General features: G+C 40.3%; 24 protein-coding genes, 2 tRNA genes, 1 rRNA gene and 1 pseudogene. 22 read left to right on the top strand and 6 right to left on the bottom strand.

Features of this window, described 5'->3' with window-relative positions:
- Positions 1-10: 10 nt before the first annotated feature.
- From rrf to tsaD, 7 genes are all read left to right on the top strand, one after another.
- Positions 11-127: ribosomal RNA gene (rrf, locus tag ACE198_RS26115) — 5S ribosomal RNA — on the top strand.
- 219 nt (positions 128-346) lie between these two features.
- Positions 347-420 (top strand) — tRNA-Met (locus ACE198_RS26110).
- A 35-nt stretch (positions 421-455) separates the two neighbouring features.
- A tRNA-Asp gene (locus tag ACE198_RS26105) sits at positions 456-532 on the top strand.
- 186 nt (positions 533-718) lie between these two features.
- On the top strand, positions 719-1174 hold the full coding sequence (tsaE, locus tag ACE198_RS26100) for a tRNA (adenosine(37)-N6)-threonylcarbamoyltransferase complex ATPase subunit type 1 TsaE (RefSeq protein ID WP_375377567.1): 456 nt from the start codon (positions 719-721) through the stop codon (positions 1172-1174).
- Positions 1171-1869, top strand: a complete 699-nt coding sequence (tsaB, locus tag ACE198_RS26095; protein WP_098575115.1) for a tRNA (adenosine(37)-N6)-threonylcarbamoyltransferase complex dimerization subunit type 1 TsaB — start codon at positions 1171-1173, stop codon at positions 1867-1869. The genes tsaE and tsaB overlap by 4 nt, the downstream gene beginning before the upstream one ends.
- Before the next feature lie 21 nt (positions 1870-1890).
- Positions 1891-2340, top strand: a complete 450-nt coding sequence (gene rimI, locus ACE198_RS26090) for a ribosomal protein S18-alanine N-acetyltransferase (protein ID WP_098575114.1) — start codon at positions 1891-1893, stop codon at positions 2338-2340.
- Positions 2337-3359, top strand: coding sequence for a tRNA (adenosine(37)-N6)-threonylcarbamoyltransferase complex transferase subunit TsaD (tsaD, locus tag ACE198_RS26085; protein ID WP_251463284.1), 1023 nt, complete (start codon positions 2337-2339; stop codon positions 3357-3359). Before rimI ends, tsaD begins: the two co-directional genes overlap by 4 nt.
- Positions 3360-3608: 249 nt before the next feature.
- On the opposite strand, the gene ACE198_RS26080 is transcribed toward tsaD, so the two are convergent.
- The gene (locus tag ACE198_RS26080; RefSeq protein WP_375377566.1) at positions 3609-3782 is read right to left on the bottom strand and encodes a hypothetical protein; all 174 of its coding nucleotides are present in this window, start codon (positions 3780-3782) and stop codon (positions 3609-3611) included.
- Between the two features lie 48 nt (positions 3783-3830).
- The gene (locus ACE198_RS26075; protein ID WP_375377565.1) at positions 3831-5750 is read right to left on the bottom strand and encodes an ABC transporter ATP-binding protein; all 1920 of its coding nucleotides are present in this window, start codon (positions 5748-5750) and stop codon (positions 3831-3833) included.
- A 177-nt stretch (positions 5751-5927) separates the two neighbouring features.
- Between ACE198_RS26075 and moaC the strand changes: the two genes are divergently transcribed.
- The 10 genes and pseudogenes from moaC to ACE198_RS26025 all read left to right on the top strand — a co-directional run.
- Positions 5928-6425 (top strand): cyclic pyranopterin monophosphate synthase MoaC, encoded by a 498-nt coding sequence (gene moaC / locus ACE198_RS26070; RefSeq protein WP_098575111.1) that lies wholly within the window; start codon positions 5928-5930, stop codon positions 6423-6425.
- Positions 6426-6460: 35 nt separating this feature from the next.
- Complete coding sequence (locus ACE198_RS26065; protein ID WP_098575110.1) at positions 6461-7120, top strand: redox-sensing transcriptional repressor Rex; 660 nt, start codon at positions 6461-6463, stop codon at positions 7118-7120.
- A 211-nt stretch (positions 7121-7331) separates the two neighbouring features.
- Positions 7332-8084, top strand: a complete 753-nt coding sequence (locus ACE198_RS26060) for a sulfite exporter TauE/SafE family protein (protein ID WP_142333019.1) — start codon at positions 7332-7334, stop codon at positions 8082-8084.
- Between the two features lie 141 nt (positions 8085-8225).
- Positions 8226-9845 (top strand): DcuS/MalK family sensor histidine kinase, encoded by a 1620-nt coding sequence (gene dcuS / locus ACE198_RS26055; protein ID WP_251463288.1) that lies wholly within the window; start codon positions 8226-8228, stop codon positions 9843-9845.
- A complete protein-coding gene (locus tag ACE198_RS26050) occupies positions 9823-10530 on the top strand; it encodes a response regulator (protein ID WP_098575108.1) in 708 nt (235 codons plus the stop codon). Before dcuS ends, ACE198_RS26050 begins: the two co-directional genes overlap by 23 nt.
- A gap of 118 nt (positions 10531-10648) precedes the next feature.
- On the top strand, positions 10649-11995 hold the full coding sequence (locus ACE198_RS26045; protein WP_098575107.1) for a 2-hydroxycarboxylate transporter family protein: 1347 nt from the start codon (positions 10649-10651) through the stop codon (positions 11993-11995).
- Between the two features lie 118 nt (positions 11996-12113).
- Complete coding sequence (locus ACE198_RS26040; protein WP_098575106.1) at positions 12114-13328, top strand: NAD(P)-dependent malic enzyme; 1215 nt, start codon at positions 12114-12116, stop codon at positions 13326-13328.
- 180 nt (positions 13329-13508) lie between these two features.
- Positions 13509-14132: a YhbD family protein gene (locus tag ACE198_RS26035; protein WP_098575105.1), complete on the top strand. Its 624-nt coding sequence runs from the start codon at positions 13509-13511 to the stop codon at positions 14130-14132.
- 12 nt (positions 14133-14144) lie between these two features.
- The gene (locus ACE198_RS26030) at positions 14145-14867 is read left to right on the top strand and encodes a polymer-forming cytoskeletal protein (protein ID WP_098575104.1); all 723 of its coding nucleotides are present in this window, start codon (positions 14145-14147) and stop codon (positions 14865-14867) included.
- 485 nt (positions 14868-15352) lie between these two features.
- A pseudogene (locus ACE198_RS26025) lies at positions 15353-16543 on the top strand (MFS transporter); the annotation flags it as partial.
- A 320-nt stretch (positions 16544-16863) separates the two neighbouring features.
- Here the strand turns inward: ACE198_RS26025 and ACE198_RS26020 are convergent.
- Together ACE198_RS26020 and ACE198_RS26015 are read right to left on the bottom strand one after the other, a co-directional pair.
- A complete protein-coding gene (locus ACE198_RS26020) occupies positions 16864-17082 on the bottom strand; it encodes a YdiK family protein (RefSeq protein WP_251463294.1) in 219 nt (72 codons plus the stop codon).
- Positions 17079-17801, bottom strand: a complete 723-nt coding sequence (locus ACE198_RS26015) for a CPBP family intramembrane glutamic endopeptidase (protein WP_251463295.1) — start codon at positions 17799-17801, stop codon at positions 17079-17081. The genes ACE198_RS26020 and ACE198_RS26015 overlap by 4 nt, the downstream gene beginning before the upstream one ends.
- 375 nt (positions 17802-18176) lie before the next feature.
- Here ACE198_RS26015 and groES point away from each other — a divergent pair, with 375 nt between their 5' ends.
- Together groES and groL are read left to right on the top strand one after the other, a co-directional pair.
- A complete protein-coding gene (gene groES / locus ACE198_RS26010) occupies positions 18177-18464 on the top strand; it encodes a co-chaperone GroES (RefSeq protein ID WP_026565252.1) in 288 nt (95 codons plus the stop codon).
- 107 nt (positions 18465-18571) lie between these two features.
- Positions 18572-20206 (top strand): chaperonin GroEL, encoded by a 1635-nt coding sequence (gene groL / locus ACE198_RS26005; protein ID WP_098575100.1) that lies wholly within the window; start codon positions 18572-18574, stop codon positions 20204-20206.
- Between the two features lie 113 nt (positions 20207-20319).
- Here groL and ACE198_RS26000 read toward each other — a convergent pair whose 3' ends face one another.
- On the bottom strand, positions 20320-20466 hold the full coding sequence (locus tag ACE198_RS26000; protein WP_375377564.1) for a hypothetical protein: 147 nt from the start codon (positions 20464-20466) through the stop codon (positions 20320-20322).
- Positions 20467-20571: 105 nt separating this feature from the next.
- Between ACE198_RS26000 and ACE198_RS25995 the strand changes: the two genes are divergently transcribed.
- From ACE198_RS25995 to bla, 3 genes are all read left to right on the top strand, one after another.
- Positions 20572-20958 carry a BlaI/MecI/CopY family transcriptional regulator gene (locus ACE198_RS25995; RefSeq protein WP_098576332.1) on the top strand — a complete coding sequence of 129 codons (387 nt, stop codon included), beginning with the start codon at positions 20572-20574 and terminating at the stop codon, positions 20956-20958.
- Positions 20958-22760, top strand: a complete 1803-nt coding sequence (locus ACE198_RS25990) for a BlaR1 family beta-lactam sensor/signal transducer (RefSeq protein ID WP_375377563.1) — start codon at positions 20958-20960, stop codon at positions 22758-22760. Before ACE198_RS25995 ends, ACE198_RS25990 begins: the two co-directional genes overlap by 1 nt.
- 312 nt (positions 22761-23072) lie before the next feature.
- Positions 23073-23987 (top strand): class A beta-lactamase, encoded by a 915-nt coding sequence (gene bla / locus ACE198_RS25985; protein WP_375377568.1) that lies wholly within the window; start codon positions 23073-23075, stop codon positions 23985-23987.
- Between the two features lie 458 nt (positions 23988-24445).
- Here bla and ACE198_RS25980 read toward each other — a convergent pair whose 3' ends face one another.
- Positions 24446-24652, bottom strand: coding sequence for a DUF1657 domain-containing protein (locus ACE198_RS25980; protein ID WP_098576330.1), 207 nt, complete (start codon positions 24650-24652; stop codon positions 24446-24448).
- Positions 24653-24892: the final 240 nt, after the last annotated feature.

The raw sequence follows: 24892 nt of genomic DNA, 5'->3' as shown, positions 1-24892 counted from the left end.
AATTAAATAGTCTGGCAGCAATGGCGAGAAGGTCACACCCGTTCCCATACCGAACACGGAAGTTAAGTTTCTCAGCGCCGATGGTAGTTGGGACACGCGTCCCTGTGAGAGTAGGACGTTGCCAGGCTAAAATTACTTTAAAAACCATACATATTTATTTTCTTGTAGTGAGATAATATTATGGTGCAGTAATTTATATTTATCGTCGCGGGGTGGAGCACGTTCGAATATGCTACTTCGAATAATCTACAGCGCAACGATTGAGCCGCTGCTTGAATAAGCTTTCTGAAATCGGGGCGGTCATTAAACTAAGGTCATGTGAAAAACTTTATTTCTTTCTTATCGTCGCGGGGTGGAGCAGTCTGGTAGCTCGTCGGGCTCATAACCCGAAGGTCGCAGGTTCAAATCCTGTCCCCGCAATTAAGTTATTTTCAAGCATTGCTTGAAAGTACTCTGGTCCGGTAGTTCAGTTGGTTAGAATGCCTGCCTGTCACGCAGGAGGTCGCGGGTTCGAGTCCCGTCCGGACCGCCATTTATATTGTAAAATGAGTACGAAACAAAGTTTCGTCTTTTTTTATGCCTTTTTTTGCTCAATTGTAAAAAATCAGGTAAACTACATATGAAATAGGCACCTTAGGAGAAATCCTAAGGTTTTTTTGCAGATAAATAAGGTAAAATGAAGATATGTGCTACGATGTTAAAATAAAAAGGTGATCGAATGAAACAATATGAACGTATTACAACGGATTCTGAGGAGACTTCTCAGTTTGCCGAAAGATTGGCTGGACTCTTAAAACCGGGAGATGTCATTGCACTGGAAGGTGATTTAGGTGCAGGAAAAACAACTTTCACAAAGGGGTTGGCTAAAGGCTTAGAAATTAAGAAAACCGTTAATAGCCCGACATTTACCATTATTAAAGAATATAAAGGAAACCTGCCATTATATCATATGGATGTCTACCGGGTGGCAGATGCATTTGAAGACCTGGGGTTTGATGAGTACTTTGAAGGAGATGGAGTAACGGTAGTAGAATGGGCACATTTAATTGGGGAGCAGCTTCCCGAGGAAAGACTGACCATCTACTTGTATCGTGAAGAAGGGGATCAAAGAAGAATGGTTTTCGCCCCGAGAGGAAAAAGATATGAGCAATTATGTAAGGAGATTTTTTCATGACGATATTAGCGATTGATACTTCTAACTATGCCTTAGGAGTAGCGCTTATTGAAGAGAATCAAGTACTTGGAGAATATATAACCAATTTAAAAAAGAACCATTCTGTTCGGATTATGCCTGCTATTCAAACACTGATGAAGGATTGTGAGCGGGTGCCTGCAGATTTGACGAAGATTGTCGTAGCCAAGGGGCCAGGCTCTTATACAGGAGTTAGAATTGGGGTAACTATTGCTAAAACGTTAGCATGGACCCTAAACATTCCACTTGTCGGTATTTCCAGCCTTGAAATTCTAGCATCAGGTGTCAGCCGTTATTTTGATGGCTATGTTTCGCCTCTCTTTGATGCTAGAAGGGGACAAGTATATACGGGATTATACCAAAATCATGGCAGTGAATTCCTAACAGTTAAAGAGGATCGCTTGGTCATGTTAGCCGATTGGGCAGAGTCTCTAAAAGGAGCCGGTAAATCTATATTATTTATCGGAAATGATTTATTACTCCATCAAGCAACAATCGCTGACCATTTGGAATCACAGGCTGTTTTTGCAGCGATCACAGAACATAATCCTCGTCCATCAGAGCTTGCCCTTCTTGGCAAGGATAAACCTGGAGAGGACATACATTCTTTTGTCCCAAATTATATTCGCTTAGCTGAGGCTGAAGCGAAATGGTTAGAAGCGAAAGGAAAAATATGAAATGGATAGGAATAGAGAGTTATGGTAGATTCATTTGTTTTTCGTAATATGAGGGAAGAGGATATTGATCAGATCTTAGAAGTAGAGCATGCATCTTTTACGACCCCATGGAGTCGTGAAGCTTTCTATAATGAATTACACAATAATCGATTTGCTGTTTATATCGTTTTAGAAGAAAATAATAAAATTCTTGGATACTGCGGAGCGTGGATTGTCATTGACGAGGCCCATGTGACGAATGTAGCAATCTTGCCTGAATATAGGGGCCGGAAGCTGGGGGAAGCTATATTGCAAAAAATGATGTCAGTAGCCCGGGAGATGGGAGCAAAGACCATGACACTTGAAGTACGTGTGACCAATCATGTGGCACAGTCTCTTTATCGAAAGCTAGGCTTTCAAAATGGAGGAATCCGTAAAAATTATTATTCAGATAATCAGGAAGATGGTTTAGTGATGTGGGTAAATTTATGATAAAAGATCAATGGATTATGGGAATTGAAACAAGTTGTGATGAAACGGCTGTCGCAATCATTAAAAACGGCCGTGAGATTGTGGCAAATGTTGTGGCATCTCAAATTGAAAGTCATAAACGTTTTGGTGGTGTTGTGCCAGAGATTGCTTCCCGCCACCATGTTGAACAAATCACCATTGTTACCGAGGAAGCCTTAAAGCAAGCTAATATTTCGTTTGCTGAGATTGATGCGATTGCTGTCACAGAGGGCCCTGGGCTGGTCGGTGCCCTTTTAATTGGGGTAAATGCCGCGAAAGCATTAGCTTTTGCTGAGAACAAACCACTCGTTCCTGTTCACCATATTGCCGGCCATATTTATGCAAATCGGCTGGTAACCGAAATGAAATTCCCGCTCCTCGCTCTTGTCGTTTCTGGCGGGCATACAGAACTGGTGTATATGAAGGAACATGGCCATTTTGAAGTGATTGGGGAAACTAGAGATGATGCTGCAGGGGAAGCCTACGATAAGGTAGCCCGCACATTAAATATGCCGTACCCTGGAGGCCCTCATATTGACCGCCTGGCTCAGTCTGGAAATCCGACGATTAACTTACCTCGGGCATGGCTGGAGGAAGGCTCCTATGATTTTAGTTTTAGTGGTTTAAAATCCGCTGTTATTAATACGGTCCATAATGCGGAGCAACGAGGTGAGGTGATTGCCCCTGAAGACCTAGCTGCAAGTTTTCAAGAAAGCGTCATTGAAGTTTTAGTCACAAAAACAGAAAGAGCGGTCACAGAATACGGCGTAGAGCAAGTATTGGTAGCGGGCGGGGTTGCAGCGAATAAAGGACTTAGACAGGCGTTAGAGAAGGTTTTTTCCAAGAAACCTGGGATTGAATTAGTCATCCCGCCATTATCACTATGTACAGATAATGCAGCAATGATCGCTGCTGCTGGAAGTGTGATGTTTGAAAAGGGAATTCGAGCAAATTTGACGTTAAACGCCAATCCTGGATTAGATATTGAATTATATAATTAGAAACTCTTCTGGATAAGAAGAGTTTTTTTGTTGATAAGAATTTTTGAACTTCCATCAAAATAATCTTAAATGTGGATAAGTGGATTGTTTTCTGTGTATAATGTGGATAAGTAGGGTAATTATTGTGGATATTGTGGAAAACTAAAAAAATCATTGGGAATACTCTGTTTACAATGTGAATAAGCTTGTGGAAAAGTGAATAATTTTTTAAAAAAGTGTTTATATCGAATGTTGTCGATATATGTCTTATTATAAAGAAGGCTGTGTTAAACTTGTCTGTTGATTTCTGTTCCAGGCACAAGCGGTTCGCGGGCGTGCCGGGGAGCCTCCTCGTCGCTTTGCTCCTGCGGGGTCTCCCCTGCCCCGTACTCCCGCAGGAGTCTTCGTGCCTTCCACTCCAATCAACAGAGCCAAAATCAACATTAATCTTTTAACACAGCCAAAAAGAAAAAACCGAGCACTGCTCGGTTTTTACTCTGCCAATTCCGCCCATGCTTCCATTAGCTGCTCGAGTTCAGCCTTGGCTTTTTCATTTTTTATGTTGATTTCTAATACTCTTTCATGATTTTGAAAGATATCTGGATCACATAACTGCTGTTCGAATTCCTGAATTTGCTCTTCCAGTTCTTCAATTCTTTGTTCCACTTCTTCTAATTTCCGTTTTCGCTGACGTTCTTGTTTCTTGCTTTCCTTATCCTGTTGATAAGTATTTTTCTCAAATGCTTCCATTTGTGCAGACCCTTTTTGAATATCCGCCAGCGCCAGGGCAGCAAGCTCCTCCTGCTCCAATTTCTTCTCTACATAATAATCATAATCCCCTAAATACTCTGTACTGCCATGGCGGCTCAGTTCCAAGACCTTTGTGGCAATTCGGTTAATAAAATACCTGTCATGGGAGACAAAAAGAATTGTGCCAGGGTAATCGATTAATGCATTCTCAAGAACTTCCTTGCTATCTAAATCCAAATGGTTGGTGGGCTCATCTAAAATTAGAACATTGGCTTTTTCCAACATCAGCTTAGCTAAAGCAAGTCGAGCTTTCTCCCCACCGCTTAAAGTGGAGACAATTTTTAAGACATCATCACCGGAAAATAAGAAATTACCAAGAACCGTTCGAATCTCTTTTTCGTTTTTTAACGGGTAATCATCCCAGAGTTCATTCAAAACACGCTTATTGGAAGTTAATTCAGCCTGTTCCTGATCGTAATATCCGATGGAAAGGTTTGTTCCATAGAGAATGGTTCCGTCTAGGGCAGGAAGCTTTTTAATAATTGTTTTTAATAAGGTTGATTTACCAATTCCATTTGGGCCAACTAAGGCAATGCTTTCTCCTTTAAAGGCACGAAAAGAAATGGCTTCTGAGACCTTTTCGCCCTGATAACCGACAGCAAGGGAATCGACCGTTAACACGTCATTGCCGCTTTGTTTTTCAATTTCAAACGAGAAGTTTGCCGATTTTTCATCTCCTAAGGGGCGGTCCATCAGTTCCATCTTCTCTAACTTTTTGCGGCGGCTTTGGGCTCGTTTGGTCGTTGATGCACGTGCCAAATTCCGGTTGATAAAATCCTGAAGATCTGCCACCTCTTGCTGTTGCTTTTCAAAAAGCTTTAAATCACGCTCATAATTGGCCGCTTTTTGATCTAGGTAGGCACTATAGTTGCCTGTGAATCGTTGGATTTGCTTACGGGAGACTTCATATACCTGCGTAACCACCTTATCTAAAAAATAGCGGTCATGGGAAACAATCAAAATGGCCCCGTGATAACTTTGTAAATATTGCTCCAGCCAGGACAGGGTATCAATATCAAGATGGTTGGTCGGCTCGTCCAATATTAAGATATCGGGCTTAGTTAATAGCAGTTTACCAAGGGCAAGACGCGTTTTCTGTCCGCCGCTTAAACTTGATATCATCAAGGATTTATCAGGGAAATTTAACCCATGGAGTACAGAACGGAGCTCTGCCTCGTATTGATATCCACCCTGCTCCTTAAATTTCACTTGAAGATGGTCGTACTCTTTTAGGATTCTCTCGTATCTTCCAGTATCATCAAATACATTAGGATCGGCCATTTGCTCTTCAAGGGCCCGAAGTGACTTTTCCATTAAACGCAGCGGTTCAAATACAGTCAACATCTCGTCCCATATCGACAAAGTGGACTCTAAACCAGTATTTTGGGCTAAATAGCCAATCATTACTTCTTTTGGTTTGATGATTTCACCGCCATCATGTGACAAGTGGCCAGCAATAATCTTCAATAATGTTGATTTTCCTGCCCCGTTGCGACCAACTAGAGCCACACGGTCTCGAGTTTGTAATTCTAATTTAATATTCGATAAAATTAGGTCAGCACCATAATATTTTTGTAGTTGATTAACCTGTAACAAAATCATTCTTTTTCACCTCTATTACATAGGTTTAGTGTACCTTATTCCCCGTATATCGGCAATAAACTGAGGCGCAGATTAGGTGGATGAAGGTGTTAAATCGGCAAAAACCTTGAATTTCGTTCAAAGTTTCACAGACAGATAAGGAAAAATAGTGTATGATTTGAAGGGAGGATTATTTATATGGCAGAATTAACGCATTTTAATGAAGAAGGCCGAGCAAAAATGGTCGATGTCAGTGATAAGCCAGAAACAGCACGGACGGCACTTGCTCATTCCAGTATTACAGTTAGGAAAGAAATTTACGATAGAATTACGAATCACGCGATAAAAAAAGGTGATGTCTTAGCAGTGGCACAGGTAGCTGCGGTCATGGCAGCAAAGAAGACGTGGGATTTGATTCCGATGTGTCATCCGATCCCCTTAACGGGGGTTAATATATCTTTTTCCTGGGAGCAGGACACAGAAGAGAATTATCGCTTAAATATATCGGCAGCCGTTAAAACCAAGGGGAATACAGGTGTAGAAATGGAAGCGTTAACAGCTGCGTCAGCATGCGCTTTAACGGTTTATGATATGTGTAAAGCCGTTGATAAAGGTATGGTGATTGGCCCTACATATCTTGTCGAAAAAACAGGCGGTAAAAATGGTGATTTTAAGAGAAACGAAAAAGTTAAATGATTTTTAACTAAATTATCCATGGGGTGTGGGAGATTATGAGTAATGAAACAATGAAAATACCACAGGCGACAGCCAAACGGCTGCCCCTTTATTACCGATTTCTTAAAAACCTGCATTCTTCCGGTAAGCAAAGGGTTTCATCAGCCGAACTAAGTGAAGCCGTAAAGGTCGACTCAGCCACGATTCGCCGCGATTTTTCTTATTTCGGAGCATTAGGAAAAAAAGGTTATGGGTATAATGTCAATTATTTGATTTCCTTCTTTCGTAAAACCTTGGACCAGGATGAATTAACAAAGGTTGCTTTAATAGGGGTAGGGAATTTGGGCACGGCATTTTTAAACTATAATTTTTTAAAGAATAATAACACGAAAATAGAATGTGCCTTTGATGTGGATCCAGAAAAAATGGGAACGAAAATTCGCGAGGTCCCGGTTTATCATATGGATGAATTGGAGAAGGTTTTATCTGAGGGGGGTATATCCGTTGCGATATTAACGGTTCCAGCCCCAGTTGCACAGATGATTACTGATCGACTTGTGAGTGCAAATATAAAGGGAATATTAAACTTTACGCCAGCACGCTTAAATGTTCCCCCGCAAATTAGAGTCCATCATATTGACTTAGCAGTGGAACTGCAATCGCTTGTTTATTTTTTAAAGCATTATCCGACGGTGGAATTAGAGGAAGAAGAATAGTAATTTAGTTAAGAGCAGAGCTTTTCACAACATTTGTGGAGAGCTCTTTTGTATGCTTCATACCCTGCTTTTTTTAATTACATAATCTATCAAAATACTGAGGGCTGGACTAAGATGTAGGTAGTTTATTTGCAAGCGATTACTATCGGGATTATAGATCACACATTCCCTAGAGTGACATCTAGGGTTTTTGCAATTGGAGGGGATGAAGTTGGCGATCGTGCTGACTATGTTTGTACTTGGGGTATTATTAGGATTTGTCGGAGCAGGAGGTTCTGGCTTTATTATTGCCATTTTAACAGTGGTTTTTGGAGTTCCCATCCATGTCGCTTTAGGGACATCTTTAGCTGCCATGGTGTTTACTACCTTGTCAGGTGCGTACAGTCATTTTCGGCAAGGAAATATTTCGATTAAAACGGGTCTAATTGTCGGAGGATTTGGGTCGATTGCTTCCTATTTTGGTTCAAAGCTAGCTGGTTTGATTCCCATCCATTCCTTGCATTGGTTAACCGCAGGGATGTTGTTTCTATCCGCTTTGATCTTGGTCGTACGATTGTTTATTGTTCAAAAAATTAAGGCAAACTATAAAAAAGACGAACCAAGCAACCTTCTTCTTATTAAGAAAGCAGCGCTAGTCGGTTTGGTTACCGGGTTGATGTCTGGGACATTTGGGATTGGTGCTGCACCGTTCATTCAAATCGGACTGCTTTTAATCTTGGGACTTACGCTTAAACAATCGGTGGGTACAACCATGCTTGTTATTCTGCCCATCGCTTTAGCAGGGGGAGCTGGCTATTATTTTCAAGGATACTTGAACTTCCCATTGTTAATTGAAGTGGTGGCAGGAACCATGATTGGTTCTTATGTCGGGGCCAAGTTTACGGACTTTGCACCTCAGCCCGTTTTAAAAAGTGCGATGGTCCTGACCCCTATTTTAGCAGGAGCTATATTACTGATAAGTTAAAGAAAGCTTCTAATGCTGCAAAGTTCTGTCATAGCAAGCTTTGCAGCTTTTTTGCGTTTACTTTACTTACCTGAATGATTACATTGTCATCAAGGGGTGCATCAAGATGGTGCCTGACACCCGGTACAGCTGGAGGGAAATATGAGAAGGGGCAGATGGAGTTTAAAATCAGTGATTATTGTATTCGTTTGTGTAGTGGTTACTTTTTCGCTGTTGATAACGGATTTACTTATAAGTTCCAGAATTGCTTCAGAGACGGAAAAGAATCAGGCGGAGCAAGCAAGAAGTGTAGCTCGCATGGTTGCACATAGTCCGCTTGTGATTGAGGCGATGAGTGGGAAACGCGATGAAAAGGACATTCAAAGCTATGCAAATGAAATGAGGAAAGTTACAAATGTTTACTTTATTGTCGTGATGGATATGAATGCCATTCGAAAATCCCACCCCGACAGTAATAAAATAGGGTTGCCATTCAGGGGTGGAGATGAAGGACCTGTTTTAAAAGGAAGAGAGCATGCGTCAATATCAAAGGGATCGCTGGGACCTTCATTACGCTCTTTTACACCCATTAAGGACGAAAAAGGGAAACAAATCGGGGCAGTGGCCGTTGGGATTTCGCTGGATAATGTGGAAAAGGCCGTCAAAAAGAGCCGAACTGGGATCTATATTGGAACCCTGATCGGTCTATTAATCGGTGTTCTTGGGGCTGTTATTTTAGCTAGATATATCAAAAAAATCTTACTTGGGCTTGAGCCGTTTGCGATCGCAAAATTATTAGAAGAAAGAAGCGCTATGCTTCAATCCGTCAGAGAAGGAATTGTCGCGGTTGATCAAGAGTCAAAGATAACACTTGTCAACCGAGCTGCTTTAAAGATGTTTCACAAGGCAGGACTGCCGGATAATCCGATGGGGGTAAATATAGAAAGGTATTTGTCTACCACGCGCTTAAAAGATCTCTTACAAACGGGTAAAGCTGAATTGGATGAAGAACAGAATTTAAATGGAATGACCATTTTAACTAATCGAGTCCCTGTTATTGTTGGGAATAAGGTCGTAGGGGCCATTGCAACTTTTCGCGATAAAACAGAAATACAAGTACTCGCCGAAGAACTGACTGGAGTGAGAACTTACGCCGATGCACTTCGAGCCCAGGCACATGAATATATGAATAAGCTTCATGTTATTTTAGGGATGGTCCATACAGGGTATTATGAAAAAGTTGTTGAATACATCAATGAAACGGTTAATCATCGCAATAACGAAATTGGCTTTGTGACCAAAAAAATAAAGGACCCTGTATTAGCAGGCTTTTTAATTGGAAAGTTAAGTTATGCAAGGGAATCGGGGACAGAGTTATCAGTTTTGTGTGAACAACCAATTCCTCAACCCGAGGATTCTGATATAACACATGAACTGATTACGATTTTAGGTAATTTAATTGATAATGCGATTATGGCTGTGAGCGGTTGTCCACTCAAAAAAGTAACAGTTTCCCTTGATTATGCAGATGATATTTTAACAATTGAAGTAAAAGATACCGGAAAAGGGATGAGTGAAGAAATACAAAACCAAATTTTCAACAAAGGATTCTCCACAAAAGGCGAAAATAGAGGATTAGGATTGTATCTCGTTTCGCAGGCGGTTAAAAAGTTGGACGGGGATTTAATTCTATCATCAAAACCTGAAAAAGGGACCGTTTTCGCCGTGTATATACCATATGATGGGGAGGGGGACAGAAATGATCCGAGTGATGATCGTTGATGACGATCCAATGGTGGCTGAATTCAATAAACGCTATCTTGAGCAGGTCCCTGGATTTAAATTGATGGCAATGGCTGCATCTGTAGATGAGGCGATTATGAAATTGGAAAAGCTAGAAATCGATCTGATCTTGCTTGATATATTTATGCCGGGGAAACTAGGTTTAGAGCTGTTAACCTACCTCCGCGAAAATGAGAAAGAGACCGATGTAATTATTATTTCAGCAGCGTCAGACATGGAGCGGATTAAAAAGGCCTTGAGGTACGGAGCTGTAGATTATTTAATTAAACCTTTTGAATTTGACCGATTTAGCAGAGCGTTAGTTGACTATAAGAACCAAACAGAGATTATTCAGACACAACATGTAATTAATCAAGACGTACTGGACCAGCAGATCCTGCACCGAGAGGAAAAGTCTCTTATCGAAGACCTCCCGAAAGGATTGACAAAAGACACCTTAAAACAAATTTGGGAAGCCATTCAGGAATTAAAAAATGCTCCGTTTTCAACAGAGGACGTTGTAAAGGTGGTCGGCATTTCTCGGGTATCGGTTCGTAAGTATTTAAACTTTTTAAAGGAAATCGGAATTCTTGATGTGAAGGTAATTTACGGTACCGTCGGCAGACCTGTATACCAGCATGAATATAATCAAATGAAAGAACATCTAATCAAAGCCTTTTTGTAAGCAGCCGAAAACTGCTTACTTTTTTTATTTACAAAAATCTTATTAAATTTACATAAACTATGAAAGCGTTTCAATCGGGAATATGATAGAAACATAAATTTAATAGGGGGATGAATTTATGGAACCAGTTAGAAAATTGCAACCGCTTACGGTTGTTTCAGGGGAAAAGGAAGAAAAGAAAGGTTTTTTAGGTAAAATTGGCAGTATGAAGATAGGGGTTATTCCACTGCCGCTTTATATCGTTATCGCAGCTGTTGTCTACTTTTCAGCTGTCTATAAATTGCTTCCAGCTGACATGATTGGCGGCTTTGCCATCATTATTGTTATGGGTATTTTACTTGGTGACCTTGGTATGAAGATTCCGGTCTTGAAGGATATTGGCGGTCCGGCAATTCTAGCACTGTTGGTCCCATCTATATTAGTCTATTTTAGTGTGATTAACACAACTGGAATGAATGCGGTTACGCAATTAATGAAAACATCAAATTTCCTTTATCTATATATCTCTGTTTTAGTAGTCGGAAGTATTCTTGGGATGAATCGGAGAGTCTTAATTCAAGGTTTCACACGAATGTTTATCCCGCTTATTTTAGGGACCATTGCTTCAGTTATCGTAGGGGTCCTTGTTGGTTTGCTTTTTGGATATGATATGAAACACACACTTTTCTATATTGTTGTACCAATAATCGGTGGCGGCATCGGAGAAGGAATTTTGCCTCTTTCATTAGGCTATGCAGAGGTTCTCGGAAAATCTTCAGAAACATTTGTTGGCCAGTTGATCCCCGCCGCTGTAATTGGGAATATTGTCGCTATCGTTTGTGCTGGTATTTTGTCTCGCATAGGTGAGAAAAAGAAACACCTTACGGGTAATGGTGTATTAGTGAAAACAAAAGGCGGCGACGGAATCACAGAAGCCGCAACGATTGATAAGCCGGTTGATTTCCCACTTATGGGTGCAGGATTGTTAATAGCATGTAGTTTCTTTATCTTAGGTGGACTTGGAAATAAATTTCTTGGAATTCCTGGACCAGTGTTAATGATTATTGCAGCAGCAGTAGTAAAAAGTATTAAGATAATGCCAGCTAAAATGGAACAAGGTGCGTATCACTTATATAAATTTGTATCATCAAGTTTAACATGGCCATTAATGGTTGGTTTAGGGATGCTTTATATTCCGCTTAAGGATGTAGTTAAGATCGTAACACCTGGATATGCGGTTGTTTGTGCTTCTGTTGTAGTCGCAATGATTACTACGGGTTACTTTGTAGGAAAATTGATGAAGATGTATCCTGTTGACTCAGCAATTGTTACAGGCTGTCATAGTGGTTTAGGAGGTACGGGGGATGTCGCGATTCTTTCGGCATCTAATCGGATGTCATTAATGCCATTTGCCCAAGTTTCCACAAGAATTGGCGGCGCCTCAACCGTTATATTGGCTATTCTTTTACTGAAATTATTAAGTTAGTAATTCCTCAAAAGGGCTGTGGCTATCTGTCACGGCTCGACTTTTTAAATAATAGATTTGATTTTCGTCACCCAGATTAACATCTAGACTTAGGTTGGAGCAAAAGGAGAAGGTTGGAATGAATGAAAGAATGATCAAAGAAGAGGCCGTGCTGCTTCACAAAAAGCTTGCCGGGAAAATTAGTATTGTCAGTAAGGTAGAAGTTAACAATGCAGATGATTTAAGTTTAGCCTATACACCAGGTGTAGCGGAGCCATGTAAGATTATTGCCAAAAATAGTGAGGCTTCTTTTGAGCATACAGGGCGTGGTAATTTAGTAGCTGTTGTCACAGATGGAACAGCGGTCTTAGGGTTAGGAGATATTGGTCCCGAAGCAGCAATGCCGGTAATGGAGGGGAAGGCAGTTTTATTTAAACAATTCGCAGGGATTGATGCTTATCCGCTCTGCTTGGGAACAAAAAATGTCGATGAAATAGTCAATATCATCAAAGCATTAGAGCCAACGTTCGGCGGAATCAATTTGGAGGATATCGCTGCTCCAAGATGCTTTGAAATTGAAGAACGCTTAAAAAAGGAATTAAACATTCCTGTGTTTCATGATGACCAGCATGGGACAGCAATTGTCGTACTGGCTGGCCTTTTAAATGCACTTAGAATTGTTAAGAAAAGTATCTATAGGGTAAAGGTAGTCATCAATGGCGCAGGTTCTGCTGGGATTGCGATTGCCAAGCTTTTATTAACTGCCGGTTTTAAGGATATTACGTTAGTAAGCTTGGAAGGGATTGTTTGCCCAGGTGAAATGTGGATGAACGATCGGCAGGCAGAAATAGCAGAGAAAACAAACCTGCGAGGGATACAGGGCACCTTACAAGATGCTATTAAAGATACTGATGTTTTTATCGGAGTCTCAGGGCCAAAGGCTTTAACTGGGGAAATGGTCGGAACAATGAATAAAGATTCAATCGTTTTTGCAATGGCAAACCCGGTACCAGAAATCTATCCTGAGGAGGCTATAGCAGCCGGTGCAGCAGTAGTTGGAACAGGCCGTTCTGATTATCCTAATCAGGTAAATAATGTACTCGCTTTTCCAGGGATCTTCCGCGGAGCTCTTGATGTAAGGGCGACCGATATCACAGAGGAGATGAAGCTTGCCGCCGCCTACGCCATTTCAAGACTTGTATCGGATGAAGAACTTTCACCGCAGTATATCATTCCAAACGCCTTGGATTCACGTGTAGGGGAAAGAGTTGCCGCCGCCGTTTCGAACGCAGCCATTGAAGAGGGAGTAGCTAGAAAAGGAACAAGTAGCAAAAAACTAGTAGAAATCATTTAGAAATCCAATTCAACCCATTGGTGGGTGTTAGAAGTGAATAAGTTTCATAAGGTCTTTCACGTTAATCAACGTGAAGGGCCTTTTTTTGGTGAAAATAATTAGGACAGCCTAATATTTACATTTGCACTTTACATGCGTAACAGTGTTATGTTACATTGTTTATGGAAAGGGGTTTTTAGTATGAGTGAGGAGTTAATCTCAAAGAAAGACCTATTAGAATTAGCAGGAATATCCTATGGTCAGCTATATAGATGGAAACGAAAGGACTTAATCCCGGAAGAATGGTTTGTGCGCAAGTCTACGTTTACAGGTCAAGAAACATTTTTTCCTAAGGAGAAGATCCTTGAAAGAATCGAAAAAATCCAAACAATGAAGGAAAACTTATCCTTAGATGAACTAGCAGATATGTTCTCACCTAATGTAGCAAACTTAAATTATAACAAGGATGAATTAATAAAACGTAACATTGTTTCGACAGCGGTTGTCGATTTTTACTTAGAACAGGAAAACGGTAGTTTGGAATTTAATTTTACAAGGATGCTTGAAGTGTTTGTTTTAGACAAATTGCTTCAATCGGGAGAAATAAACCTAGAGGAAGGGAAAATGGTCTTGCAGGTGTTAAAGGACCATACAGCATTAATTAAGCAAAAAAGCTGTGAGTTAGTGATTACCCGAAAGTTGGGAATGTCATCATGTCTATTACTCGTAAATGCAGAAGAATTTCACTTTGAACGTGGTACGAAGGTAGTCACTGTCCTTTCACTGATGAAGTGCATGGAAGAGATTAAAGCGAAATTATTATAAAGGAGACTGACGATGGATACGAAAAGCAGAGGAGACTTGGTGATTAATGGCTTCGGTGCATCCAACGGGGGGCAGTTCCGAATAGTTACATTAAATGGCAGAGGAACGATTAACAGCGATTTAGAATGTATGGAACTTGATTGTAATGGTTCAGGTATCCTGAATGGCAATGTTATTGCTGAGAAAGTAAAGGTGAACGGGAATGGGAGGTTCAGAGGGAATCTTGAAGCTCAAAACCTATCGATTGATGGATCTGCACGGATCGACAAAAACCTATCGGTAGAAAAATTAAAGGTGAATGGTAAAAGCACCGTTGGCGGCAGGGTTAAATGTGAGGAAATCAAAATCCATGGCACCTTTACGGCCGGGGAGGATTGTGAAGCGGAAATCTTTAAAGCAGAATCGCAGTTTACGATTGGCGGACTTCTAAATGCTGACCATATCGACATAAAGATGTTTGGAGAATGTAAAGCAAAAGAAATTGGCGGGCAAACGATCACAGTAAAGCAGAAGGGATCATCCTTAGTCGGTCATTTGCTTAAGCCCTTTTATAAACCACAGCTGGAAGTGGAATTAATCGAAGGGGACAAAATTGAACTCGAAAATACTACTGCCAAAATCGTACGTGGAAACCAGGTATCAATTGGTCCCAATTGTCAGATTGGTCTCGTTGAATATACAGAGGAATTTTCGATGGATAAAAAGGCCGTGGTTACTGAAAACAGACGGGTTTAATAGGAGGGAAAAGAGTGATGATGGAAAAGAACGGAAATCTTATTATTAATGGATCGGGAAGCTACCCTGGCGGCCGTTACGAAAAAATCAGTATCCGCGGCGAAGGGACCATTATGACTGATGTGGAATGTTCGGCTTTCAATGTATATGGTACAAGTGAAGCCGCTGAAAATGTTAAAACAGGCTCGGTAAAAGTTTTTGGCGAAGCAGAAGTCAAAAGGAATATGGAAGCCGAGGATACACTTGTGATGGGGACGATGATGGTCGGCGGCAATGCTCACATGAAAAAAATCAAGATTTTAGGATTGCTGGAAGTCGGCGAAGGTCTTACGGGAGATGAGGCAAACATTAAAGGTAGTATTGCGGTGAATGGTGATGTGGAGTATGAGACGTTTGACTCGAGCGGCGGTTTTGAGATTAAAGGCTTACTAACGGCGGATACCATTAAGGTGGGTCTTCGTTTCGGGCAAAGCAGTGCCGAGGAAATCGGCGGCGGAGCGTTAGTACCGATTGCCTTTACGATTATGTTTGACCTGTTTCCTCCTGAAAAGCGTGGAAAAATGGGTGGACTGTTCGGAGCGGTTTTTGGCTTATCGAGTATTTTTGGGCCATTGCTTGGGGCGTATATCACAGACTATATCAGCTGGCATTGGATTTTTTATATTAACATGCCACTAGGGATTCTTTCGCTGATTTTTATTACCATTGCCTATAAGGAATCCCCCATTCACAAAAAGCAAATTATTGATTGGTCGGGAGCCGTTACCTTGGTTGGAGCAGTTGTTTGTTTAATGTTTGCGCTTGAACTTGGGGGACAAAAATATGAATGGGATTCTACGGTGATCATGAGTTTGTTTGGTGGATTCGGGCTTCTGTTTTTGATCTTTTTATATGTGGAGACGAAAGCGAAGGATCCGATTATATCCTTTTCGATGTTTAGGAACCGCTTGTTTGCAGGCAGTACGATTGTTGGCTTATTTTATGGTGCGGCATTCATGGCTGCCACGGTGTACATCCCGATTTTTGTGCAAGGGGTGTATGGCGGAACAGCCACTAATTCAGGATTAATTTTATTGCCAATGATGCTTGGTTCGGTCGTTACTGCACAAGCAGGAGGTTTCTTAACGACGAAGATGAGTTACAGAAACATCATGTTTATATCCGGAGTGATATTGATTGGCGGCTTATTGTTGTTGAGCACGATTTCACCGGATACAAAGAGAGCCGTGTTGACGCTTTACATGATAATTATTGGTATGGGGGTCGGCTTCTCCTTTTCGGTGTTAAGTATGGCTGCGATTCATCCGTTTGGAATGGAACAAAGGGGCTCTGCCACCTCGACAAGTAACTTTATCCGTTCTTTAGGAATGACGATTGGGATCACCGTTTTTGGTACGATTCAACGAAGTGACCTTAAAGAAGGGTTGGAAAATGCTTTTGCGGGAATGGGACCGATGCCTAAGGGGCAAAGTTTCGGGGATTCACGTGCATTATTATCGGAGGAAGCAAGAAAATTAATTCCCGCACCAATTCTCGATAAAATCACGGAGGCGCTCTCAAGTTCGATCGTCCACACATTCACATGGGCTCTCGTCCCAGCCGGCCTTGCTTTCCTATTTATCTTTATCCTCGGGAAAGAGCGGATGGTCATCAATAAGGAACAAGTGTCGAAATAATTGTTTGAAAAAGTAACTGATTCAAATTAGGTTAAAAAAGCCTATTTGAGTCAGTTTTTTTGTTATAAACAAACTATAAGTGGTTTGAGACTTACTTATGAGCATTGGTCCTGGATATTAGTAAAGTTTTTGCTTGTTCTTTTATGGGGTTTTCATGTTGTCATTGGTTCTATCGGCGAATTTACTTGTCTAATCAGCGAATATGAGGGTTTAATCGGCGAATTTGGACTTCCAATCAGCGAATTTCAGTTTCCAATCAGCGAATTGTAAAAAGGTGTTAGGCACCATGTGAAAAAAGAATTCACATGGTGCCTGACACCTTAGTTTTTTCTCTGCTTCTTTTTCTTTAACTGATCTTTGTATTTGATGTGAAAGATGACCATTTTTAGGCCTGAGCCAAAGTCAAAGGTGGCTAATAAAATGAGGATGTAGCTGAAAAACCCCCAGCCGTTACTTTGTACATCATCAATGGCGAAGTAAGTAAATAAGCCGCCAAGGAGAAAGTAAATCAATCCTGAAAACAAGGGTGAACGTCTCATAGAAATCCTCCGATAAAGTTTTGAACGGCCTCCGCTTGTCTTTGCAGTCGTTCAATATCGTCTTTAAATATAGATTGAACCAAGACAACCATGGTATTCATCGCAACATGGGCAAATATTGGCACGAAAATGGATTTAGTAATAACATAAAGAAATGCAAACGTAAAGCCCATGGCCGAATAAAGCAAAATGTGCTGAAATTCCATATGTGCTGCAGCAAAAATGACCGAACTAATGAGTGCAGAGATAAAAAAGTTATATCGATTGTGAAGCGATCCGAAAATGATTTTACGAAAAACAATTTCTTCTAAGATGGGGCCAATGATACTGGTAACAATGATCGCCAATGGAAAGGCCTCGATAATCTTTAGAATATCTTTTGTATTTTCAGAGCCCATTTCCACCCCTAATAGGTTCTCAATGAATGCCGCAACGTATTGGGAAAATAGGGCAAGGAAAATGCCGGCAATGGCCCATACCACCGAAATACCGAATGAACCACCATTCTTTCTATAGTTGCGATCGTTCATTTCCTTTCGAAGCATAAAAACAATAATTAATAAGGCAATCGTAAAACTTGCGAGGAGCCATGACGGAACCGCAAGGCTTTGGTTAATCCCCAAGTATTTAAAGCCATACAAAAAGAGTGGTACACCGATTAAACTTGAAAATTGCATTGCGATGTAAACAACTAAGATTATCCAATATTCTCGTTTCAAATATCTAGTCCCCTTTAGATTCCATTTTAATAATTTTGCCGATTAGGTTATTTATAATCATTCATTTTCAAAGATGCCAAAATCGCTCATACCTTAATCTATACTATTCTTCATTCTACTCTTAAAACCAGGATTGTTTCAATTTAGAAATACTTTTAAAAAATAGGTATAGAATATCGTGTTTTTCCCATACTTTATAAGGTTGTCTGAAGGAATGGTTAAACGCTTCCGCTTTTCTATTTTTTTTTGTAAAATTTTATGCTTCATACTTGCAAAAGATTTTGAGATTCATTATTATAATAATTGTGTTAGCACTCATTAAACGAGAGTGCTAATAAGTCAGAATTACATATATCTTTGAGGAGGTTGTTTGATTTGTTAAGACCATTAGGTGATCGTATTATCATTGAGCTTGTTGAATCAGAAGAAAAAACTGCAAGCGGGATCGTATTACCGGATTCAGCGAAAGAAAAGCCTCAAGAAGGAAAAGTTGTTGCCGTTGGTACTGGCCGCGTACTTGAAAGCGGAGAGCGTGTAGCACTTGAAGTTTCTGTAGGTGATCGTATCATCTTCTCAAAATACGGCGGTACAGAAGTTAAATATCAAGGTACTGAATACTTAATCCTGCGCGAATCTGATATTCTTGCAGTCGTTGGTGCTTAATTAGAAAAAGTGCAGCGTCCTTAAATTACTAGTACGAGGGCGCTCGAGCCTGACAAATAGATAAGTTTACCATAAACAGTTAAACAATATGAGGAGGTTTTTAAACAATGGCTAAAGAGATTATGTTTAGTGAAGATGCACGCCGCAAAATGCTAAGTGGTGTTGATGCCCTTGCAAATGCAGTAAAAGTTACTCTTGGACCTAAAGGACGCAACGTGGTTCTTGAGAAAAAATTTGGTTCACCATTAATCACAAATGACGGTGTAACGATTGCAAAAGAAATCGAATTAGAAGATGCATTCGAAAACATGGGTGCAAAACTTGTTGCTGAAGTAGCAAGCAAAACTAACGATGTTGCTGGTGACGGTACAACAACTGCAACTGTTCTAGCTCAAGCGATGATTCGTGAAGGCTTAAAGAACGTAACTGCTGGTGCGAACCCAATGGGTATCCGTAAAGGGATCGAAAAAGCTGTTGCAACTGCTGTACAAGAATTAAAAGCAATTTCTAAACCAATCGAAAACAAAGAGTCAATCGCACAAGTTGCTGCTATCTCTGCTGCTGACGAAGAAGTTGGACAATTAATTGCTGAAGCAATGGAGCGCGTTGGCAACGATGGCGTTATCACAATTGAAGAATCTAAAGGTTTCACAACTGAATTAGATGTAGTAGAAGGTATGCAATTTGACCGTGGTTATACTTCTGCTTACATGGTAACTAATACAGACAAAATGGAAGCTGTTTTAGAAAATCCATATATCTTAATCACTGATAAGAAGATTTCTAGCATTCAAGAAATCCTTCCAGTTCTTGAGCAAGTTGTACAACAAGGCAAGCCATTATTGTTAGTTGCTGAAGATGTTGAAGGTGAAGCACTTTCTACTTTAGTAGTGAACAAACTTCGCGGAACATTCAATGCGGTTGCTGTTAAAGCTCCTGGCTTTGGTGATCGCCGTAAAGCAATGCTTGAAGATATCGCTGCATTAACTGGCGGGGAAGTTATTACTGAAGAATTAGGCCGTGAACTTAAAACTACTCAAATCAGCTCTTTAGGCCGTGCGGCTAAAGTTGTTGTTACAAAGGAAAATACAACAATCGTTGAAGGTGCAGGAGATTCTGCTGAAATCGCAGCTCGTGTGAACCAAATCCGTGTTCAATTAGAAGAAACTACTTCTGAATTTGACCGTGAAAAATTACAAGAGCGTTTAGCTAAATTAGCTGGCGGTGTAGCAGTAATTAAAGTTGGTGCTGCAACTGAAACTGAATTAAAAGAGCGCAAACTTCGTATCGAAGATGCTTTAAACTCAACACGTGCTGCAGTTGAAGAAGGTATCGTATCCGGTGGTGGTGTAGCCCTTCTTAACGTATACAGCAAAGTAGCTGAAATCCAAGCTGAAGGCGACGTAGCAACTGGTATCAACATCGTATTACGTGCGATGGAAGAGCCTGTCCGCACAATCGCTCACAACGCTGGCCTTGAAGGTTCTGTTATTGTTGACCGCTTAAAGCGCGAAGAAATCGGCACTGGTTTCAACGCTGCAAACGGTGAATGGGTAAACATGATTCAAGCTGGTATCGTTGACCCAACTAAAGTAACTCGTTCTGCATTACAAAATGCTGCATCTGTAGCTGCTATGTTCTTAACAACTGAAGCAGTTGTTGCTGACAAACCAGAACCAGCTGGCCAAGGCATGGGTATGCCTGATATGGGCGGCATGGGTGGAATGGGCGGCATGATGTAATTAGGTTTTTAAAACCTTGTTATATCAACGTCTAAAATGATAATATGCTTTTCTTGTCCTCGGATTTGTCCTCGTTTTATAAAAAACAGGGCAGCCTATGATAAAAAAGCTAACTATAGGAGAAGGTCTTTCATCAGTTTGCTAAACTGTTGGGAGGCCTTTTCTTCCATATTGGCGGTCATACGAGCATAGATATTCATTGTCGTATTAATATCCGTGTGTCCAAGCTGCCTTTGCTTCTCGTTGGTTTTTAAAGTCACTTTAGATATCTCCTTGCGTTTTTTAGTGAGTGGACGAATATTCTTTATGTATTTGAGCCGTCTTGCTATAATAAATACTACAGTTGTAAAAGTAGGAGGGTTATCATGAAGGAGATTCCACAAATATCAGAAGCAGAATATGAAGTGATGAAGGTTATATGGAACTATGAGCCGATTTCGACTCCTGAGGTAGTGGAGAAATTATCGAATAAGAGTGATTGGAAGCCAAATACTATTCACACCATGCTGGCGCGCCTAGTTAAGAAAAAGGCTTTGCACGCAAGAAAAGATGGGCGAGTGTTTATTTATACTTCACTGGTTGAAAAGCACGAATATGTTGAGCAAAAAAGTAAATCCTTTCTGCAGCAGTTTTTCGGCGGCACGTTAAATTCAATGATATTAAATTTTATTGAAAATGATAAGTTGTCGAATGACGATATTTCGGAATTAAAGAAAATATTGTCCATGAGAGATAAGAAAGGGGAAAAATAATGGATACCATGCTGCTGCGGATTTTAGTAAGTACAATCGTGGTATCCCTCCTTATTTTCATAATTCTGTTAATCAAAAAGCTATTAAACAATCATATGACAGTGAAAGCACATTATCATATTTGGTATTTTCTTTGCATTCCAATCCTTGCTGCCTTTTTACCTTGGAATTATTTTCGCCTTAGAGAAGGAACTCGCTTTTTTAAAAGCTTCCTTTTTTTCCATAGAGAAACGCCATCGAAGAGTGAAAGGATTAATGGAGTGGATGCCTCTCAGGCGCCAAACAGCGATTTATTACATGATTTCACGGTATCGGTAAATAAGTCAACGCCCGATTTCGTCTACCATACATTTTTTACAGTTTGGATCATTGGAGTGGTTCTTTTTGTTGGGGCTGCTGTTTATTCAAACTATCAACTCTATCAAATTAAAAAGTCGGCTGCAGCTGTTCATAACCAAAAGCTAATTAAACTATTAGAAGCGTGTAAAGAGATGGTTGGGGTGAAAAGAAACATAAGGTTGCGGGAGACCTCTCTTATTTCCTCGCCGATCACGTTCGGGATTTTTCAGCCCTTTATTTTTTTACCAAGCAAAACACGAGAAGCATTCTCGTTAAATGAATTAAAATACGTGTTTTTGCACGAGCTGCACCATCATAAAAGCAAAGATTTGTTCGTGAATTACGTCATGTGGATGTTTCGTATTATTTATTGGTTTAACCCGTTCGTCTGGTATGCCTTAAAAAGGATTCGAATGGATCGGGAATTGGCCTGTGATGCATCCGTTTTAAATCTCTTGGATGAGAGTGGATATATCGAATATGGGCATACCATCATTCGTTTTGCAGATAAAAAATATGATCGTACCCTTGAACAGCTTGCTCCAGGTATAGGTGGGACAAAAAAACAAATCAAACAAAGAATCCAGTGCATTGCAAGCTTCTCTAGTGATTCTCTAGTATTGAAATGGAAAAGCAAGGTCATCTGTTCTGTTTTAGGAATTGTTGTGCTATTCCTTGCTCCGATTACCACCGTCATTGCCAGCCCAGATGATGTGTATCAGTTTAGCGGGAAGAATGCGGTCTATGAAGATCTAAGCTCCTATTTTAAGGGCTACAAGGGCAGCTTTGTTTTATATGATCCCTCTAAAAACCAATATCAAATTTATAATCGAGAGATGAGTGAACAGAGAAATTCTCCTGATAGCACCTATAAAATATATTCTGCCTTATTTGCATTGGAATCCAATGTGATTTCCACGAATAACAATAAACAGGTTTGGGATGGGAAGATTTATCCTTATCCAGAATGGAATCAAAATCAAAATTTAGCGACTGCCTTAAGCCGTTCCGTGAATTGGTATTTCCAGAATACCGATCGAGAGGTAGGGAGAAAGCCGCTGCAAGATTATTTTCACAAGATAAAATACGGAAATGAGGATCTTTCAGGGAATTTGGATAGTTACTGGATGGAATCTTCCTTAAAAATATCACCTATTGAACAAGTCCAATTATTATACCAATTAGAAGAAAATCAATGGGGTTTTAAAGGGGAAAATATCAAAGCGGTAAAAAAGGCAATTTTAATAGATGTGCAAAAGAATGGGCGGTTGTATGGTAAAACGGGAACCGGTATGATTAATGGAAAGAATGTAAATGGCTGGTTTATTGGCTTTGTCGATAGAGGTGATGATCGTTTTTATTTTGCCGTTAATATTCAAAATAAGGATGGTCAAGCTCAAGGAAGTAAGGCAGCGGAGATTGCCAAGCAGATCCTGCATCATAAAAAGATATATTATAATTAACCCCAGAAAGGATTACCCTTCCTTTTTGGGACTTTCTGGTACCAAATACTACAGTCGTAATATTTATAGCTACCTTGTACACAAACTTCCCAGTATGAAAGGGCTGATGTATTTTGAAGCAGAAACCTACCGGGAAACGTACCGGTTGCCAAACGGGGCCAACTACAAAATGATATTGACATCTTTTTATTACACGTGTAGTATTACATATGTAATTAAATACTACATATGTAGTATTATGTGCGTTATCAAATATTACGCATGTAATCAAATTGGAGAAAAGAGGTTAAGATCTTGAGGAAAACACATGATATTTACAGCATTAATAATTTTATATTTGCCCTGCTTGTGCTAGTGGTTGCCATTGTACCCCTCGCCGGTTGGTCAATGACCACCCATAACCTTTCTGATCAGCACGGAAAGGCAGTCAAGAAAACATCAGTACCCCATATACACCGTGAGTTTGCAGAACTCGAGAGCAAATTTGACGCCCGGCTCGGGGTCTACGCTATTGATACAGGTACAAATCGTAACGTCTCCTATCGGCCTCAGGAGCGGTTCGCTTACGCATCTACATACAAAGCTTTAGCAGCAGGTGCATTGCTGCAGCATTACTCAATAGATCAACTAGACGAGTTAGTCACATACAACAGCGAGGACATCGTTTCATATTCACCTGTTACACAGCTTCACGTAGATACCGGGATGACTCTTCGAGAAGTGATTGAGGCAGCTGTTCGATATAGCGACAACACCGCAGGGAACCTTTTATTAAAGAAACTGGGAGGTCCTGAGGGATTTGAAACAGCACTGAGGCAGATTGGCGATAACATTACCCAAGTTGATCGCTACGAGACGGATTTGAACTCAGCTGTTCCTGGAGATACACGTGACACAAGCACACCAAAAGCACTTGCTGCCAGCCTCAAGGCCTTCGCTGTCAGTGACTTGCTCCCTGCTGAAAAACGTACAATCCTGACAGATTGGATGCGGGGAAATACCACTGGGGATGCATTGATCCGTGCTGGTGCACCAACAGGCTGGGAAGTCGGTGATAAGAGCGGGGCAGGTAGCTATGGAACGCGGAATGACATTGCTGTTGTTTGGCCGCCGAATAGAGCTCCCATTGTCATCGCAGTTCTATCCAAGCGGGATACACAGAATGCCACCTATGACAATGCGCTTATCACAGAAGCCGCCAAGGTGGCCCTTACCGCTCTGAAGTGAACAGATAAATAAATTTACTCATCACAATTCTCAATTGCATCAGTGAACAGGCTTATCATTCAGTCATCATATACAATCATTAGAAAAATTTAGTATGTGCTGACTGATATTTTTTTCTATATAATAGGAATGGATAACATTTAGGCAACGGCTGTAAATAATTAGTCGTGTAGATGTTTATCTAGAAAAAGTAAATAAGCTACGGGTAAATATATCTAAATGAAATAATCTAAATTTTGAAAAACAGCACTCGTGTTTAATACATAGAACTAATTTCATTTTTTTCGGATGTGCTATTGTAAAACGCTTATGAAAAATAGGATGGTTTATTTAAAAACAAAACCATCCTATTATGGATGGTTGAGGAAAATGGATTTAATTTTTCATATAATATCATATTATAATCTTCAGATAATGAATCTGGGTTGATTATCATATTTAAGAAAAGCGTTTACAATTTATTGCTGTTTGTACTGAGGTTCTTCACTTTGAATTTCTTGAAGACGTGGTTCAAGACTATCAAGAACCTGTTGTGTTTGTTGTGCTGCCTGTTGATAAAGCTGCTTGGCATTTTGGTTATCGGTTGCTAGGGCGAAGCCTTCAAAGCTCGCTTGTGCACTTTTTAAACCTGCAAGTGCTTGTTGAACTTGTTTTCCAACTGTCATTGGTAAATCCTTCTTTCGTATGATTTTAAATTTCAAAAGTAGTATGTGGAAATCATTATTAACTTATGTAAAAAAATTAAGTAAGAATGTAGCAAATTACATTTTAGCAGTTTTTGAATTTATTTTTTTAAAACAATCATATCAATTGATGGATTAGTTGGAGCCACTTGGTGGCTTTTTTTCTTATGAAGCTAACGTAGCAGGAAATTTAATGGTAACTATGATATGTTGGGGATGAAT

The organism is Neobacillus sp. KR4-4, assembly GCF_042136325.1.
Classification (GTDB): Bacteria; Bacillota; Bacilli; order Bacillales; family Cytobacillaceae; genus Neobacillus.
Note: the sequence above shows the minus strand (reverse complement) of the source record. Positions and strands in the feature narration are given on the sequence as shown.

Bases quoted from the DNA above. Each gene is read 5' to 3' on its own strand.
- ACE198_RS26020 (WP_251463294.1), bottom strand. From the start codon at position 17,082: ATGAGACGTTCACCCTTGTTTTCAGGATTGATTTACTTTCTCCTTGGC.
- moaC (WP_098575111.1), top strand. From the start codon at position 5,928: ATGGCAGAATTAACGCATTTTAATGAAGAAGGCCGAGCAAAAATGGTC.
- dcuS (WP_251463288.1), top strand. From the start codon at position 8,226: ATGAGAAGGGGCAGATGGAGTTTAAAATCAGTGATTATTGTATTCGTT.
- tsaD (WP_251463284.1), top strand. From the start codon at position 2,337: ATGATAAAAGATCAATGGATTATGGGAATTGAAACAAGTTGTGATGAA.
- tsaE (WP_375377567.1), top strand. From the start codon at position 719: ATGAAACAATATGAACGTATTACAACGGATTCTGAGGAGACTTCTCAG.
- ACE198_RS26030 (WP_098575104.1), top strand. From the start codon at position 14,145: ATGGATACGAAAAGCAGAGGAGACTTGGTGATTAATGGCTTCGGTGCA.
- ACE198_RS26080 (WP_375377566.1), bottom strand. From the start codon at position 3,782: ATGTTGATTTTGGCTCTGTTGATTGGAGTGGAAGGCACGAAGACTCCT.
- ACE198_RS25995 (WP_098576332.1), top strand. From the start codon at position 20,572: ATGAAGGAGATTCCACAAATATCAGAAGCAGAATATGAAGTGATGAAG.
- ACE198_RS26045 (WP_098575107.1), top strand. From the start codon at position 10,649: ATGGAACCAGTTAGAAAATTGCAACCGCTTACGGTTGTTTCAGGGGAA.
- rimI (WP_098575114.1), top strand. From the start codon at position 1,891: ATGGTAGATTCATTTGTTTTTCGTAATATGAGGGAAGAGGATATTGAT.
- ACE198_RS26035 (WP_098575105.1), top strand. From the start codon at position 13,509: ATGAGTGAGGAGTTAATCTCAAAGAAAGACCTATTAGAATTAGCAGGA.
- ACE198_RS26075 (WP_375377565.1), bottom strand. From the start codon at position 5,750: ATGATTTTGTTACAGGTTAATCAACTACAAAAATATTATGGTGCTGAC.
- ACE198_RS25980 (WP_098576330.1), bottom strand. From the start codon at position 24,652: ATGACAGTTGGAAAACAAGTTCAACAAGCACTTGCAGGTTTAAAAAGT.
- groL (WP_098575100.1), top strand. From the start codon at position 18,572: ATGGCTAAAGAGATTATGTTTAGTGAAGATGCACGCCGCAAAATGCTA.
- tsaB (WP_098575115.1), top strand. From the start codon at position 1,171: ATGACGATATTAGCGATTGATACTTCTAACTATGCCTTAGGAGTAGCG.
- ACE198_RS25990 (WP_375377563.1), top strand. From the start codon at position 20,958: ATGGATACCATGCTGCTGCGGATTTTAGTAAGTACAATCGTGGTATCC.
- ACE198_RS26040 (WP_098575106.1), top strand. From the start codon at position 12,114: ATGAATGAAAGAATGATCAAAGAAGAGGCCGTGCTGCTTCACAAAAAG.
- ACE198_RS26050 (WP_098575108.1), top strand. From the start codon at position 9,823: ATGATCCGAGTGATGATCGTTGATGACGATCCAATGGTGGCTGAATTC.
- ACE198_RS26065 (WP_098575110.1), top strand. From the start codon at position 6,461: ATGAGTAATGAAACAATGAAAATACCACAGGCGACAGCCAAACGGCTG.